11 protein-coding genes are annotated in these 15,219 nt (G+C 44.0%); 5 read left to right on the forward strand and 6 right to left on the reverse strand.

Translation table 11 applies throughout. The annotated features are described in order from the left end of the window. Positions 1–5 precede the first annotated feature (5 nt). A complete protein-coding gene (gene recQ, locus MWL85_RS03975) occupies positions 6–2,213 on the reverse strand; it encodes a DNA helicase RecQ (RefSeq protein WP_018028211.1) in 2,208 nt (735 codons plus the stop codon). A gap of 519 nt (positions 2,214–2,732) precedes the next feature. On the opposite strand from recQ, the gene MWL85_RS03980 reads away from it, so the two are divergent. Further along, entirely contained in the window at positions 2,733–3,782 is a 1,050-nt protein-coding gene (locus tag MWL85_RS03980; RefSeq protein ID WP_244400173.1) for an IS110 family RNA-guided transposase, read from the forward strand. 223 nt (positions 3,783–4,005) lie between these two features. Here the strand turns inward: MWL85_RS03980 and clpX are convergent, their stop codons facing one another. After that, entirely contained in the window at positions 4,006–5,301 is a 1,296-nt protein-coding gene (clpX, locus tag MWL85_RS03985) for an ATP-dependent Clp protease ATP-binding subunit ClpX (RefSeq protein ID WP_244401508.1), read from the reverse strand. Positions 5,302–5,318: 17 nt separating this feature from the next. Next, positions 5,319–6,026: an ATP-dependent Clp endopeptidase proteolytic subunit ClpP gene (clpP, locus tag MWL85_RS03990; protein ID WP_244401509.1), complete on the reverse strand. Its 708-nt coding sequence runs from the start codon at positions 6,024–6,026 to the stop codon at positions 5,319–5,321. A gap of 666 nt (positions 6,027–6,692) precedes the next feature. Between clpP and MWL85_RS03995 the strand changes: the two genes are divergently transcribed. The 4 genes from MWL85_RS03995 to MWL85_RS04010 are packed head-to-tail and all read left to right on the forward strand — an operon-like array spanning position 6,693 to position 12,724. Next, on the forward strand, positions 6,693–7,400 hold the full coding sequence (locus MWL85_RS03995) for a Crp/Fnr family transcriptional regulator (RefSeq protein WP_244401854.1): 708 nt from the start codon (positions 6,693–6,695) through the stop codon (positions 7,398–7,400). Between the two features lie 3 nt (positions 7,401–7,403). Continuing rightward, on the forward strand, positions 7,404–8,771 hold the full coding sequence (locus MWL85_RS04000; protein ID WP_244401510.1) for an MATE family efflux transporter: 1,368 nt from the start codon (positions 7,404–7,406) through the stop codon (positions 8,769–8,771). Next, on the forward strand, positions 8,768–9,904 hold the full coding sequence (locus MWL85_RS04005) for a metallophosphoesterase (RefSeq protein WP_244401511.1): 1,137 nt from the start codon (positions 8,768–8,770) through the stop codon (positions 9,902–9,904). Before MWL85_RS04000 ends, MWL85_RS04005 begins: the two co-directional genes overlap by 4 nt. A 6-nt stretch (positions 9,905–9,910) precedes the next feature. After that, positions 9,911–12,724 (forward strand): M16 family metallopeptidase, encoded by a 2,814-nt coding sequence (locus MWL85_RS04010; protein ID WP_244401512.1) that lies wholly within the window; start codon positions 9,911–9,913, stop codon positions 12,722–12,724. A gap of 111 nt (positions 12,725–12,835) precedes the next feature. Here MWL85_RS04010 and MWL85_RS04015 read toward each other — a convergent pair whose 3' ends face one another. From MWL85_RS04015 to xerA, 3 genes are all read right to left on the reverse strand, one after another. Further along, positions 12,836–13,420, reverse strand: coding sequence for a superoxide dismutase (locus tag MWL85_RS04015; protein WP_244401513.1), 585 nt, complete (start codon positions 13,418–13,420; stop codon positions 12,836–12,838). A 248-nt stretch (positions 13,421–13,668) separates the two neighbouring features. Continuing rightward, positions 13,669–13,962: an HU family DNA-binding protein gene (locus tag MWL85_RS04020; protein WP_288171408.1), complete on the reverse strand. Its 294-nt coding sequence runs from the start codon at positions 13,960–13,962 to the stop codon at positions 13,669–13,671. Between the two features lie 224 nt (positions 13,963–14,186). Then, on the reverse strand, positions 14,187–15,095 hold the full coding sequence (xerA, locus tag MWL85_RS04025) for a site-specific tyrosine recombinase/integron integrase (RefSeq protein ID WP_244401514.1): 909 nt from the start codon (positions 15,093–15,095) through the stop codon (positions 14,187–14,189). Positions 15,096–15,219: the final 124 nt, after the last annotated feature.

Raw genomic sequence — 15,219 nt, forward strand, 5'->3', positions numbered from 1 at the left:
ATAACTTAGTTCGCCATCTCCGAAATAAACTTCACTCTAATCAGCCTTATCTCCTCCTCTTCATATACTCCCAATTCACTCATAGCCGTCTCAATATCATCCGTCACTGAGTGCTTGAAATAGTCAAAGATCTCATCAATAGCCTCCTCCTCCATTACATCACTAATAAAGTAGTTGATATTGATTTTCGTGCCGCTATATACGATTGCCTCCAGCTCACTGAGCAATTCGGGAAAGTCGAGATTGTAAGTATTGGCAATATCCTCTAGGGATACCTTTCGGTCGATCATCTGCACGATAGAGACCTTTAGCTTCGACTTATTAGGCACCGTACGAATACGGATATCTTCAGGGCGGTCTATTTCATTATCATGTACATACTCACTAATGACCTCCAAAAATGGCTTGCCATACTTCTTTGCCTTACTCAGTCCTACCCCCGAAATATTCTGGAGCTCCATTTCATTGATAGGATAAAAGGTAGCCATATCCTGTAGGCTCGATTCCTGAAAAATCACATAGGGAGGCAGGTCCAACTGCTTCGCCATTTTCTTTCTCAGGTCTTTTAGAATTGAGAATAACTGTGGATCAGCCACTCCTGCGCCTCCAGTAGCACTCTCCTCTGTGGGGATCTCTAAGTCATCATCATCCTCTATATGTATCTGGAAAGATTTTGGGCTCTTGATAAAGGTTTTCCCCTTTTTGGTGAGCTCCACCACGCCAAAACGCTCTACATCCTTCTCAATATAACCATCAATCAGAGCTTGCTGTAGGATCGTTTCAACCACCTCCACCTCCATATCACTACAGCAGCCAAACTCTTCTAATTCGGTGTGGCAAAAGTTCTCAATATCGGCACTATCCACACCCATTACAAAGTTGATAATATACTCTGTCTTAAATTCCTCCTTCAAGCTCTTAATTGCCTGAAGAATAGATCGTAATTCATTTTTTGCTTCCACAGATTTTCTATGACTCAAACAATTATCGCAGTTATGACAATTATCAAAATGATACTTTTCACCGAAATAATGTAGTATATACTTTCTTCGACATATCGGAGAGGTCGCATAGCCAGTGATCTCATCAAGTAGCTGGCGACCCACCTCACGCTCATTATTACTTTTGTTTTTGCTCTGTAAGAGCTTTCGGAGCTTCTGAATATCCTCATCGCAGTAGTATGCAATGCAAATTCCTTCGCCTCCATCTCTCCCCGCCCTTCCCGTCTCCTGATAGTAGCTCTCCAAGCTTTTCGGGATATCATAGTGGATCACATATCGCACATCTGGCTTGTCAATCCCCATGCCAAATGCGATGGTAGCTACAATCACATCAATATCCTCACTGATAAAGGAGTCTTGTGCCTCTGCACGCACCCCACTCTCCATACCCGCATGGTAAGCCATCGCCTTGATGCCATTCGTTTTCAGCACCTCTGCAAATAGCTCTACCTTACGCCGGCTCATACAGTAAACGATGCCGGTCTTACCCTCATGTGCTTTAATAAACTTAATGATATCCTTATCAATATCCTCATCCTTTTTCCGTACCTCATAGTACAGATTGGGACGGTTAAAAGAGCTCATAAAGATATTGGGCTGCTTCATCTCCAAGCACTTAATGATATCCTCCTGCACCACAGGCGTGGCAGTAGCGGTAAGAGCGATAATCGGACGCACCATAATCTCTTCCACCACCTCTCGTATCCTTCGATACTCTGGGCGGAAGTCATGCCCCCACTCCGAAATACAGTGTGCCTCATCTACGGCATAAAATGAGACGTTAATCTCATGCAGCAGATCTACATTTTCTTTCTTTGTCAGGCTCTCAGGTGCCACATAAAGCATCTTCGTCACCCCACTTCTCAGGTCATCATGCACCTGCTCTAACTGAGCTTTAGAGAGAGAGGAATTCATAAAATGCACAATCCTCTCATCACTTGCATTGGCACGCAATGCATCTACCTGATTTTTCATCAAGGCAATCAATGGAGAGATGATAATAGCCGTCCCCTCTAATACTAGAGCAGGCAATTGATAGCAGAGCGACTTTCCACCACCAGTGGGCATCAAGACAAAGGTGTCTTGCCCCCCCAATACACTGCTGATGATTTCAAATTGCAAGTCCTTAAAGGCATCAAAGCCAAAAAACTGCTTCAACACCTTAAACAATTTAGCTTTCAATTGGCTATCAATAGTATCTAGAGCATTCATAGAGAGTTCTCCTAAAAAACACTTAATTTCATAAGTCCTAAAAACTTCCAATGCTTAAAGGTACCAAAAAAAGTTGATACCACCTACAAATACCACACCACTCAAAAAAAATAAACTCCACCACCCTCCCCACTACAAGGGTCTCCGAGGAGATCCGATTTGTCGTAGCTGTAAGTTTGCAGGTAGCCCGGGCGAGTTTATCGAGCCCGCCAAAATCAAACAAAAAAAGTTAAATTCAAATACGTAGATAAAGGGTATATCAAAGATGAAATAGCCAGTAAAAATAGTCTAATAGCGAGACTAATGTCGTATCTTTGTTGTAGAAAGATAGCCATTAGTCGATTAGGTGAGAAACCTTAATACCGTAGCGAGGTCATAGAACCTATTGGGGGCAGTAAGGACACCTAATCACGCTGTTGGATACTATATAGATTGTTAGGATTTCACTCCTATTTACAGCTTGAGTACAAACAGCTATCGTTCGACTAATGGCTATCTAATCACTACATGTACAAAGTTATGAATAAAAAATTATTTGTGGGAATTGATTTCTCAAAAGAAACATTTGACGCAGCTATCCTCAAGGTATCTGAAGAGAGCTCTATTGATCCAAAGATCATTGGTAATGAGCAGTTCAAAAACGATGTGCCAGGTTGTAAGCGATTTGTAAAATGGCTGAATAAGACTTGTGCATTGTCTGGCGACTATTCCTCTGTTCTCGTAGGTGGAGAAGATACAGGTAACTATAGCATCACGCTGCCTAAACAGCTTTATGTGCTGGGGATTGATTGCTCCTTACAAAATGCTTATTCGATCAAATGTGGTAGTGGCAAGATTGTTCGCGACAAGACCGATAAGATAGACGCAGAAAAGATCGCTTACTACTTCTATCGCTTTCGCGATCAGATTAGGCTCTATAAGCCCCTATCTAAGGATATGGAGAGCTTAGAGAGACTTTATTCATACCGATATGGACAGGTGAGAGAAAGAGCGCGATTGAAGTGTCAGATAAAAGAGTATAAGCATATTCTTAAGTCAGAACCCAATGATGAGACGCTAAAGTTCATGATCCAACGCTTAGAGAAGCAGGAGAGGTTTCTGAAGAAAGAAATCAAAGCTATTGAGGCTAAAATGGTGGAAATCATCAAAGCCAATGAGGAGCTTAATGAGATCCATAAATGCCTACTGAGCATACCAGGTATCGGGAAGATCACAAGCCTTCTTTTGATCGTTGTTACTCGAGGGTTTACAAGGTTCGATAACCCCAAGCAACTTGCCTGCTTTTTAGGGGTCTCTCCACACCCGAATCAGTCAGGTACATCCGTCCAAAATGGCAATCATAGGAGTTGGTTTGCCGACCCTTATTTTGCAAGTCTTTTACATATGGCGGCACTCTCTGCGAGCAGATTCAACTCGAAGTTCATAGACTACAAGAAAAAGCTGAAGAGCAAAGGCAAGCCACATTTGCTCATTATGAACAACATCAAAAACAAGCTACTTACGGTTGCCTTTACAATCGCCACGAGAAGGACCAAATTCTATTCTGATTATGACGCAAAACGAGCATAGGTCGAAATAACACTTTTTAACCATATAAATTTGGTGGTGATCATAGATTGCCCCCATGTCGGAGGGGCGATAGCTCCGACCGACTGGGAAGAACCCCATACCCCATCTTCCACGACGCCTTGTGAGTTGGGCACCCCACCAGGCTCAAAATTAAAAAGCCTTGCGTCACCTTCTATCGGTCGTCAGACCTGTCCGATCAGGCACCGCCCAAAAAGGGCATACCCTATTCACCCAAGATCTCCTCCGCCATCTTAGCCGTCACTCGCACCTTCTTTTTAGAAGATGATGGAGCTTCATACATTACATCTCGCATCAGCTCCTCAAATATCGAGCGCAGCCCTCTAGCCCCTGTCTTTAGAGCAATAGCTCTATCCACAATCAGCTCATACACTGCATCATCTATCTCCAGAGTGATACCCTCTAGCGACATCAACTTTTGATATTGCTTCGCGATCGCATTCTTTGGCTCCGTCAGTATCGACTTCAGTGCCTCCCGACCGAGTGGGGTCAGATAAGTGAGCACCGGTACCCTACCGATCAGCTCGGGAATCAATCCGAATGACCTCAAGTCGGCAGGCTCAACATACTTCAGTAGGCTCTCGTCATCACTATCGAGGTGTCGGTGGCTCAATTTATTGGCATAGCCCACCACACGGGTATTTTTGCGCTTAGCGATTTTCCGCTCAATGCCTTCAAACGCACCTCCGCAGATAAAGAGGATATTCTCCGTATTCACCAGCACCATCTTCTGCTCCGGATGCTTGCGACCTCCCTCGGGTGGTACATTCACATCGGCACCCTCAAGCAGTTTCAGGAGCCCTTGTTGCACCCCTTCACCTCCTACATCACGGGTGATGCTTGGATTATCTGCCTTACGGGCAATCTTGTCCATCTCATCTATAAAGACGATTCCACGCTCAGCTGCCTGCACATCATAGTCTGCCACTTGCAGCAAACGCGAGAGAATGCTCTCCACATCCTCCCCCACATAGCCAGCCTGGGTAAAAACAGTAGCATCTACGATGGTAAATGGTACCTTGAGCATCCTTGCAATCGTCTTAGCAATTAAAGTCTTACCCGTGCCGGTAGGCCCTACCATCATGATATTGCTCTTTTGGAGCTCTACATCATTAGCATCTCCGCCCCCAGTTGCTGCACTCTTTGTGGCACTGAGTTTGGCTTTCGAAGTATTTTGCTCGTTGTAGATGAGTCGCTTGTAATGATTGTAGACAGCTACAGCAAGGGTCTTCTTCGCCTCCACCTGCCCGATCACATACTGGTCTAGAAAAGCAACAATTTCACGAGGTTTCGGAAGCTCATCCATACTTGGCAGAGCAAACCTCCCCCTATGAGCTTGCTGATGCCGAACCTCTTCTACCGCATTGTGGACTGTTGTAGCACACTCATCACAGAGATTACCCACTGGTCCCGGCACCAAGAAGTCCACCATACTAGCTGGCCGACCACAGATATCGCACCGCTCCTCCTGATTGTGATCCGAATGATTTCGTTTTGCCATTGATACAATATAGACTATTACTTAGTTTCTTTCCGAAGCACCTTATCCACCGCACCATAAGCAAGCGCCTCATCAGCCGTCATCCAGTAGTCGCGATCACTATCATTGGCGATCTCCTCTACCGTCTTGCCCGTGTGTCGGCTTAGGATCTCAAAGAGCTCCTGCTTTACCTTTATGATTTCACGTACCGTGATCTCCATATCCGATGCTTGTCCCTGAGCACCACCCAGCGGTTGGTGTATCATCACCCTTGAGTGAGGAAGTGCATACCGCTTCCCCTCCGTACCAGCCACTAATAATACGGCACCCATACTTGCCGCCATGCCAGTGCAAATAGTGCTTACATCACAATTAATGTACTGCATCGTATCATAGATACCATAGCCAGCATAAACCGAACCACCAGGACTATTAATATAGAGCGAAATATCCTTGCCAGGGTCACTCGTCTCTAAGAAGAGTAGCTGTGCCTGCACCACATTCGCCACATAGTCATTGATACCGGAACCAAGGAAAATAATCCTATCCATCATCAATCGACTGAATACATCCATCTGTGCCACATTCATCTGGCGCTCCTCTATAATGGTGGGAGAGATATACCCCTCCGCTACTGCACTGCTGCTCACCATCTTGGTATAGTCACTCACCAATTGAGAATTAATCCCAAGATGCTTATGTGCATACAACTCAAACTCCCTTCCCATCTCTTGATTACTCATCATATTCATATACTCATATATATATATGTATTATTTACACAACACCTCAAAGGGAGACCAACAAGTAGAGAAAGTTACCTGCCCTCACCTTGCCCCTACCCTTTTGATGAGCAAACTTATATATAAATAGTGAGATCAACACCCCTTTCAGTATTAAAGCTTCAAAAAAATGAGCTTCTGGCCAAAGTATTGTTGGAGTTCGTCCAGCACCGAATCCGTTGTTAACCCCACTCGACATTCATCTTGCAGTACGTCAATCTCCAAGATGAAATACAGAGCTAAATTTGAGTCACTGAGCCCCCATTTACAACCAACTAGAAACCAATATCTTACATAATCATTCACTGAGATGCAACTCGCCGATTGATTAGTTGCATCTCGCCGATCGCTTAGTTGCAACTCGACAAATGCTTAGTTGCATCTCGCCGATTGATTAGTTGCATCTCAACTTTTGCTTTACTAGCATAGAGGTTTTGTGAAGGGCTTAGAGTCATCTATCTGACTTGATGGATACGGCAATTCAGACTCACTCGAGGAGGCACTTACTCATTATCACTGAGATGAATGCCCTGCGGTAGACCTACGTACTACATAAGCTCTGCAACCATTGTGCTATTAAAGTATAATGAGGTAAAAAATTGGTACCTTTGTAGGAGGTTTAGAGATGTGATGAAAGAAAGAAGTGAAGTAAGGAAGGAGCATAGCCCGCACCTATCAAATATTATGCCACAGCTTTGGGGGCTTCTCTCGGACCGAGAGCGGGAAGAGCTCTTGATCTGGAGCAGTTACTATATCTATAAGCGTGGTGAGGTGATCTATGATGCTACGGTGATTCCACAAAATGCATTTATCTTAGTGGATGGGCAGGTGAAGGTGACGCAAGAGGCGGACCGCACTCAGATACTCAGCCTCATCAGGGCACGTGAGTTTTTTGGTTATGAAGCCTACTTCGCACGGGAGAACCCTCTGACGAGTGCTACGGCGGTGGAGACGAGCCTTATTTGTCTGGTACCGATCCGTAGTTTGGAGGCAATTATCCGTAGCAATGCGAGTGTAGGGCTCTACTTTATGAATGATCTCGCATTGCGACTAAGGGAGCGCAATCAATTGACGATTACACTGACGCAAAAGCACACCCGAGGGCGACTGGCGGAGTCGCTACTCCTCTTGCGGAGAAAGTATGGCACTGAGGCGGACGGGCGGACTATTAGGGCGTATCTGACGCGTAATGAGTTGGCGGACCTAAGTAATATGACTACGAGCAATGCGGTGCGGACACTTCGCTCCTTTCAGGAGGAGGGGGTAGTGGCACTGAATGGGCGGCGTATTAAGGTGCTTGATGAGGAGAAGCTACAGCGAATTAGTAAACTAGGATAAAATATGGGCAGAGATAAAGGCAACACGATCACGACTCATGACTTGGGCACGCTCCCAATTGGGCGGCTACTCAGACACTATGCTGTGCCATCAATAGTGGGCACAATGGTCAACTCGCTCTACAATCTGGTGGATAGGATCTTTATTGGACAAGGGGTGGGAGGATTGGCGATTTCTGGGCTAGCACTCACCTTTCCAATCCTTATCTTTTTACAAGCCTTTGGGCTCCTGGTGGGTGTGGGGACCTCCTCTAGGATCTCTATCTTGCTTGGGCAGAAGAAGCGAGGAGAAGCGGAAAATCTATTGGGTAATGCCTTTGTGCTCTCTGTAGTATTGAGTCTCTCTACCATCACTCTCTGCTACCTACTGATGGAGCCGATGCTCTATGCCTTTGGCGCTTCGGCTGATACGATTCCCTATGCCATGGACTACTTAGGGATAGTGATCCCGGGGAATATCTTTGCGAACCTCACTTTTTCGTACAATTCGGTGATGAGGGCGACTGGGTATCCTCGCAAAGCGATGGTGACGATGATTATTGGGGCGGTGCTGAACGTGGCTTTTGATGCCCTATTTATTTTCGGACTAGGATGGGGAATCAAGGGAGCAGCATGGGCTACGGTACTGAGCATGTTTGTGGGTATGCTCTTTGTGATGCATCACTTTACAGATACTGGTGCCTTTCTCCGCATTCGCGCTAAGAACTTCAAGCTCCAGTGGGGCTATGTATGGGGGATTCTGAGTATTGGGGTGGCACCTTTTGTGATGCAATTGGCAGCAAGTATGGTGCACCTATTTAAGAATAGTAGCCTAGTAGCTTATGGAGGCGACTATGCGGTGGGTGCCCATGGGATCTCTAATAGTATTAGCACCACTATCTTTTTATTTATCCTCGGTTTGGCTATTGGAATGCAACCGGTAGTGGGCTATAACTTTGGGGCAGGAAATATCCATAGGGTGAAGGAAGCTTTTATCAAAACGGTGAGGCTCAACGTAATAATAGGAGTGGTGGGCATCGTGATTACTCAGCTTTTCACAGAGGGGCTGGTGCGGTGCTTCACTACTGATGATGAGCTCATCCGTGTCTCTAAGGAGGCTGTGAGGATTGAGAATATGGCGTTTTGGGCTGTTGGTTTTCAGGTAGCTTGTGTCCACTTCTTCCAAAGTATTGGTTCGGCGAAGCAGGCAATGATCCTTAGTATCTCTAGGCAGGTAGCCTTTTTGATCCCTCTGATCTACTTCCTTCCAATGATATGGGAGCTGAAAGGGGTTTGGCTGGCAACTCCGGTGGCTGATGTGCTCTCCTTTACCATATCTTTAACGTTAATCGTGCTATTTTTTAGGAAACATAAAGAAGAAAAGAAGGTATGAGGATGCTATTGATATCACTGGCGGGACAGGTGCTACTGAATGCTCTGTTTCTACTATGCGTATGGTGGGCCACTAAAAAAGGCTCTCAGTGGCGTAGGATAGCGATTGGTTGGGTTGTTTTCGAACTACTATACTTCCTGGTGATCGTGATATCTAAGGTGCTTTACCACTCTAGGGGTGAGTACCTAAGAGTGGGCACCTCTCTATTTACCAATTACTATGTATTTATAGTGATCCTAATGATGCCCCTACTCTGTGGCTACTTCATCATTTGGCTTTTGGGGAAACTTAATGTGGTGAAGCAGGCAGAACTAAGGCTAAAATTACGCAGTTGTCTTCTCATCGTGTTGCTTCCTATTACTGGAGCGCTCTGTATTAAAGGCTATTACAACTCCATAAATCCAGTGGCAACGCACTACCACATCACACTTCCCTACAATGGAGCTCCTAAGGAACTAAAGATAGCCTTTATAACCGACCTACACATAGGAGAACTGGTGAAAAAGGAGGTGCTGCAGAAGATGGTGAAGATGGTGCAAGATGAGCAGCCAGACTATGTATTGGTAGGCGGGGATCAGGTGGATTACTACTTTGATTACGTGGAGCGGGACCCTGAGATATCTGAGCTGATCCTTAGTTTGCACTCTGATAAGTCGCGCATCTTTCATGTGCTCGGTAATCATGAGTATTATATAGATCATGAGCCTAAGCGGAAGTGGTTAGATGAGGTGGGCACGCTCCTTGTGGATAGTGTGGTGCAGCTATCGGACTCTCTATATCTGATCGGCCGTGATGATGCCTATAATGAGAGTAATCGACTTCCATTGAAATCACTTGTGGAGCAGGTACCAGAGGGAGCCACTACCATTTTGCTTGATCACCAACCCATTGAACCAGATGTGGAGAGGGCATTAGGAATCGACTTAGCTCTGCATGGACACACGCACGATGGCCAGTTTATCCCTTTTAAGTGGTTAGTATGGCTCAATTTTGAAAACTCTTATGGATATCTACACAGAGGAGTAACGCATTATATTACGAGCTCTGGACTAGGCTTTTCGTCTTCACCTATATTGCTTGGCACCTTCAGCGAAGTGGTGATTATTCACCTAAAGCTACAAGGGGAAAAATAATCATTTATGAATGAATCAGTTAAGGAGTTTATTCTCCATAATGGTCTGACTGTATGGATCTCTACTGACTCATCTGATTCTAAAGTATATGGACAGGTGGTGGTAAGGGCTGGTGCTAAGGAGACCCCGAATAGTGGCGTAGCACACTATTTTGAGCATATTATGTTTAAGGGAACTCAACGCATTGGTACGGTGGATTATGAGCAGGAAGCACCTATTCTGAAGGAGATAACCAAACAATACTCAAAGCTACAAACAGCTAAAAACAGTGCAGAACGGGAGGAGATACAGAGCAAAATTAATGAGCTTAATATTGAAGCTACAAAGTATGCCATCCCTAATGACTTCAATCACCTGATCTCGAAGTATGGAGGGAGTGGGCTGAATGCTGGCACATCGTACGACTATACTCTATTTTACAACTCGTTCTCGCCTCAGTATCTGGAGCATTGGTGCGAGCTGAATAGTGAACGGATGATTGCTCCTGTATTTAGGCTCTTTCAAAATGAGTTGGAGACGGTCTATGAGGAGAAGAATATGTACTCCAATAATATCAGCACCGAGCCAACACAGAGAATTATGGAGCGTTTGGCAGCCCCCCACCCTTATAGATATCCAATTATCGGTAGCACAGAAGCTCTGAAATCGCCCGATATTCGTGCGATGGAAGATTTTTTCAGAGAGTACTACTATGCCGAGAATATGGCTTTGATCTTGACCGGAGATATCAAGGAGGAGGGGTTGCTACCTCTGCTTGAGCGGACTTTCGGAAGAATCAAATCGGGTGGTCGGAAACCTCTGCAACTCCCTCAGCCCATGCCTTTTGATGGACACGAGAAAATGACCATAAAGGTACCTATCCCATTTGTGAAGGGGCTGGGGTTCATTTGGCACACGGTACCCAATAATCATCCGGACCAGGTAGCATTGTCCTTGGTACAGTCTCTTTTGAATAACGATGGCAAAACGGGGCTACTGGATAGGCTTACGATTGATGGAAAGGTGATGGAGGCAGCGGCTATCAACTTTGCACTCAATGATATGGGGCTGTTTGGGGTCTACATCATGCCAAAGTTGCTCCAAAGCTCTTATCTAGTTAAAAGAAGGGTCCAAAAGGCAATCGATAAAATTAAAAGAGGAGATTTTAGTACTCAAGCTCTGGAAGAGGTGAAACAATCGGTGTACAAGGCCAACCTCCTACAATTAGAGTCGAGCGAACAGAAAGCTAAGCTTCTTTCGTCACTTTTTGCACAGAATGAAACGTGGAGTGACCTGATGAGGGAATTGGATTTGCTTAGCTCAATAAGCAAGGAAGAGGTGGTGGAGGTGGCACAAAGATATTTGGACGGCAACTATCTGGAGGTTAAGAAGCAAACTGGAAGATATGCCGTTGAAAAGCTACCAAAGCCTCCCTACCAGCCCGTGAAAGCACCGAATCAAGGTGCGAAGTCTGAATTTTCACGATACCTAGAGACGCTAGAAATCCCGAAGCTACCTATGAAGTATTTGGACTTCAAAAAGGATGCGGAGCAGAGGGATTTGTCGGCAAATGATCTGGTTCGATTATATAAGGTGGGTAATGAGATTAATGATCTTTTTTCTCTCGATTTGCTCTTCTTCCGTCAATCCTATTATCACCCACTCCAAACTTATTTAGAGCAATATTTGGATTTAGTTGGTGGAGCCGAAATGAGTGCACACGAGCTAAATCAAAGGTTACAAAGTTTGGGGGCGACTATCACCTATGAGTCCAAACCTAGTTTCTTCTGTATTCGGATTTCTGGATTTGACCACTACCTTAGTGAGACAATAGCACTTGTTGGCTCCATTTTGAACGATATAAAGGTAGAAAAGCCTCAGATTAAGAAGATAATTGAGGCAAGGAAGATTTCAGATAGAGCGATAAAGGCTGATATCACGGAGCTCTCTAAGCGACTATTGGACTTGGCAAGATATGGAGAAAAGGCACCTTACAAGGCAGACCTTTCTCTTCCGCAATTGAGGCGGATAACAGCCCAAGAGTTGGTGACAGACTTTCATCAACTACTGCAATCAGAGCTGGATATCCACTATACTGGAAAGCTAGATATCGAGAAGGTCGCCTCTTGCATCAAGAGCAGCTTCAACCTAGATGCCATATCAGAATGTGGAGAGGGCTACTTTTATGTGCCCTCTATCCTCCCATCTGGCAATCGCATTCTACTCCACAATGAGCCTAGTGCTACTCAAGTAGTCATAAAAGGGTATCTACCTATGGGAGTACTATCGGACTATGAAAAGAGTATTCTCAGAGTTTATTCGACCTATCTAGGCAGTGGAATGAGCTCACTCCTATTCCAAGAAATCCGTGAGTATCGTTCTTTAGCATACAGTGTAAGTAGCTTTGCAAGTTTTGCACCCCACTCTATCCATGACGGGCAAACAGATTTACTAGTATACCTAAGCACGCAAACTGATAAGTTGCTAGAGGTCATTGAGCTTCTCAATAAACTGATACATAGAAGTCCTGATGACCCTAATAGACTTGAAATAGCTATAAATACCCTGCGGAGCGATGTCCGAAGCACTTACCCAGCAATGAGGATGAAGAGCCGAACAATTGCTTCTCATATACGTCAAGGCTACAATAAGGATATTGCTTTGATTATTGAGGATAACCTGAAATCAATAACCCTACAGGAGGTTCTTGACTTTCATATAGACAAGGTTATAAAGTCTCCTATCACACTGTCGATGATAGGAAATATTGACGATAAGATGGTTGCTCAACTTTCTGAGAGCTTTCAAATCACTAGAGTTTCCAAAAAACAGCTATTGTAGAACACTGTCTTTTGAGGGGCATCTTTGCAGAGACGCCAGTTCTAAACAAATAAGATGGGCATATCTGGCTTTTCGCTAGATATGCCCATTATTCACTTAGTGATCAGCTATTTATCTATCAGTGTAGCGCTTGTTGATCTCATCCCAATTGATGATCTCCCAAATCTTAGATAGATGCTCTGGCCTACGATTCTCGTAATCTACATAGTAGGCATGCTCCCATACATCAGCACACAAGAGTGGAGTTAGGCCATCCACTACAGGGTTACCTGCATTGGTGTACTTCCCAATAGAGAGCTTACCGCTCTTGTCAGCAGAAAGCCAAGCCCAACCAGCTCCAAAGAGAGAAGCTGCATCAGCCTCAAATGCCTTCTTAAACTCCTCTAGTGAACCCCACTTCTCCTCTATTGCCTTAAGAAGCTCTGCCGATGGCTTACCACTTCCCTTAGGGGCAAACTGTAGGAAGTAAAGATTGTGATTAAGGGTTTGACCAGCATTATTGAATATACCGCCCTCAGACTTCTTCACGATATCTACGAGCTCCATATTAGCAAACTCAGTACCTTCAATCTGCTTATTTAGATTGTTTACATAGGTCTGTAGGTGCTTACCATGGTGAAGACCTATAGTCTTCTCACTAATCACTGGCTCTAAAGCATTAGGCGCATAAGGTAGTTTTACAAGTTCAAACTTCATAATTTTCTCATTTATGTTATTATTAAGTGATAGCATCAACGATTACTGTTTCGGTTAGCGTCCCTAACCAGCACAGAAAAAGTCATAGCTTATTATATCTGTCTCTAATGGTATAACAAATGACTACAGAAAAGGTTTGCCAAAACAATGCGAACCCTCAAAGCTAGATCAATATGCTGTGAGAGTTCGCATAAACCATCAGTCACTTATATCAGAAGTAACTGAATGTGGTTGATTCTAAAACCACATTACTTCTTTTTGTTGAGGTCAAGAGCAGCACCTGGCTTGAAGCGCACTACCTTACGAGCAGCAATCTTCATCTTCTTACCCGTGCGAGGATTCACACCCTCACGAGCTGCACGCTCAGTAACAGAGAATGTACCAAAACCAAGGATAGCTACTTTTTCACCCTTCTTCATCTCTTTGGTAATTACCTCGATACCTGCATCTACAGCCTTTTTGGCATCAACTTTAGTAAGCTCTGCTTTTTCAGCAACAGCTGCAATAAATTCAGTCTTATTCATAATTTCAACTATTAAAATGTAAGTGTATAATAACTTCTATTAATTTCTAACTCTTAAGAAATAGATACCAAATAATCCCTCTAGACCTACTACTGCATAAGCAACACCACGGCATCTAATCTTTCGCTTTCAAATATAGAGCAAATATTTGATATATTGATTAGTTCGGTATAATTTTAGATTATTTAATCATTGAGGTTATTTTTGATAGATATCATTAGTCTGAAATATATAACAGGACATCAATGATTGCGTGGATGATACTGTAATATCTCATTTCTAAGAGTAGACCTATCCAAATGGGTATAAATCTCTGTAGTGGATATATCTGCATGACCAAGCATATCCCTTATGGCTTGCAAGTTGGCACCACCCTCTAAAAGATGGGTTGCAAATGAATGTCGCAAAGTATGTGGGGATATTTTCTTTTTCAAGCCAACTTGTTTAGCCAGGTCTTTGATAATCATAAATATCATCTGTCTACTGATTCCTGTCCTTACTCTATTCAGAAAAAGGTGATGCTGATAGGGCGGCTTTGGAATAATGGCTTGCCGTATTGGTAGATATTCATTAATTCGCTCCACAGCACTCTCCGACATAGGCACTAATCGCTCCTTAGTTCCTTTTCCTACCACTCTAATGTACCGCTCCTCCAAGAAGAGACATGAAAAAGTTATATCACACACTTCAGAGACGCGAAGCCCACAACTATATAATAGCTCCAAAATGGCAGCATTTCTAACGCCATGCGGTGTGCTAAGGTCAATAGCAGATAACAAGCTATCAATCTCCTCTACAGTTAAAACCTCCGGAAGCTCTCTTGATACCATAGGCCCTTCAAGTGTCTCTGTAGGATTATCCGTAACAATCTCCTCTAACTCCAAGAAGCGATAAAAGCTCTTGATACCACTAACTATGCGTCTAAGACTCTTTTTGCCAAGCCCTAGATCTACGAGATAGGAAAGGAATTGCTCCAAATCATCATAGGATAGGTCCAAATACCTCTTGCCTATCATTTCACTAAACTCAAGGAGGTGCTTGACATCATTTTCATAGCTTTGGATGCTATTGTTCGCCAAGTTTCTCTCTAATAGGAGGTACTCATAGTAGTCCTCCAATATTTCGTCCTTTAGTATCATTTCTTTATCCATAATTCAAAGATAATAAATAATCAATACACTCTCAATACCGATTCCCGAATTATCGAGTGTGCTAGATTGAGTGGAATTGACTAACTTTGCATATATGATAAGAACGCAATCTATTATTGACACA

The organism is Porphyromonas somerae, from assembly GCF_022845615.1.
Lineage (GTDB): Bacteria > Bacteroidota > Bacteroidia > Bacteroidales > Porphyromonadaceae > Porphyromonas_A > Porphyromonas_A somerae.

Bases quoted from the DNA above. Each gene is read 5' to 3' on its own strand.
- MWL85_RS04005 (WP_244401511.1), top strand. From the start codon at position 8,768: ATGAGGATGCTATTGATATCACTGGCGGGACAGGTGCTACTGAATGCT.
- MWL85_RS04000 (WP_244401510.1), top strand. From the start codon at position 7,404: ATGGGCAGAGATAAAGGCAACACGATCACGACTCATGACTTGGGCACG.
- xerA (WP_244401514.1), bottom strand. From the start codon at position 15,095: ATGGATAAAGAAATGATACTAAAGGACGAAATATTGGAGGACTACTAT.
- MWL85_RS03995 (WP_244401854.1), top strand. From the start codon at position 6,693: ATGAAAGAAAGAAGTGAAGTAAGGAAGGAGCATAGCCCGCACCTATCA.
- MWL85_RS03980 (WP_244400173.1), top strand. From the start codon at position 2,733: ATGAATAAAAAATTATTTGTGGGAATTGATTTCTCAAAAGAAACATTT.
- MWL85_RS04010 (WP_244401512.1), top strand. From the start codon at position 9,911: ATGAATGAATCAGTTAAGGAGTTTATTCTCCATAATGGTCTGACTGTA.
- clpP (WP_244401509.1), bottom strand. From the start codon at position 6,026: ATGATGAGTAATCAAGAGATGGGAAGGGAGTTTGAGTTGTATGCACAT.
- MWL85_RS04015 (WP_244401513.1), bottom strand. From the start codon at position 13,420: ATGAAGTTTGAACTTGTAAAACTACCTTATGCGCCTAATGCTTTAGAG.
- recQ (WP_018028211.1), bottom strand. From the start codon at position 2,213: ATGAATGCTCTAGATACTATTGATAGCCAATTGAAAGCTAAATTGTTT.
- clpX (WP_244401508.1), bottom strand. From the start codon at position 5,301: ATGGCAAAACGAAATCATTCGGATCACAATCAGGAGGAGCGGTGCGAT.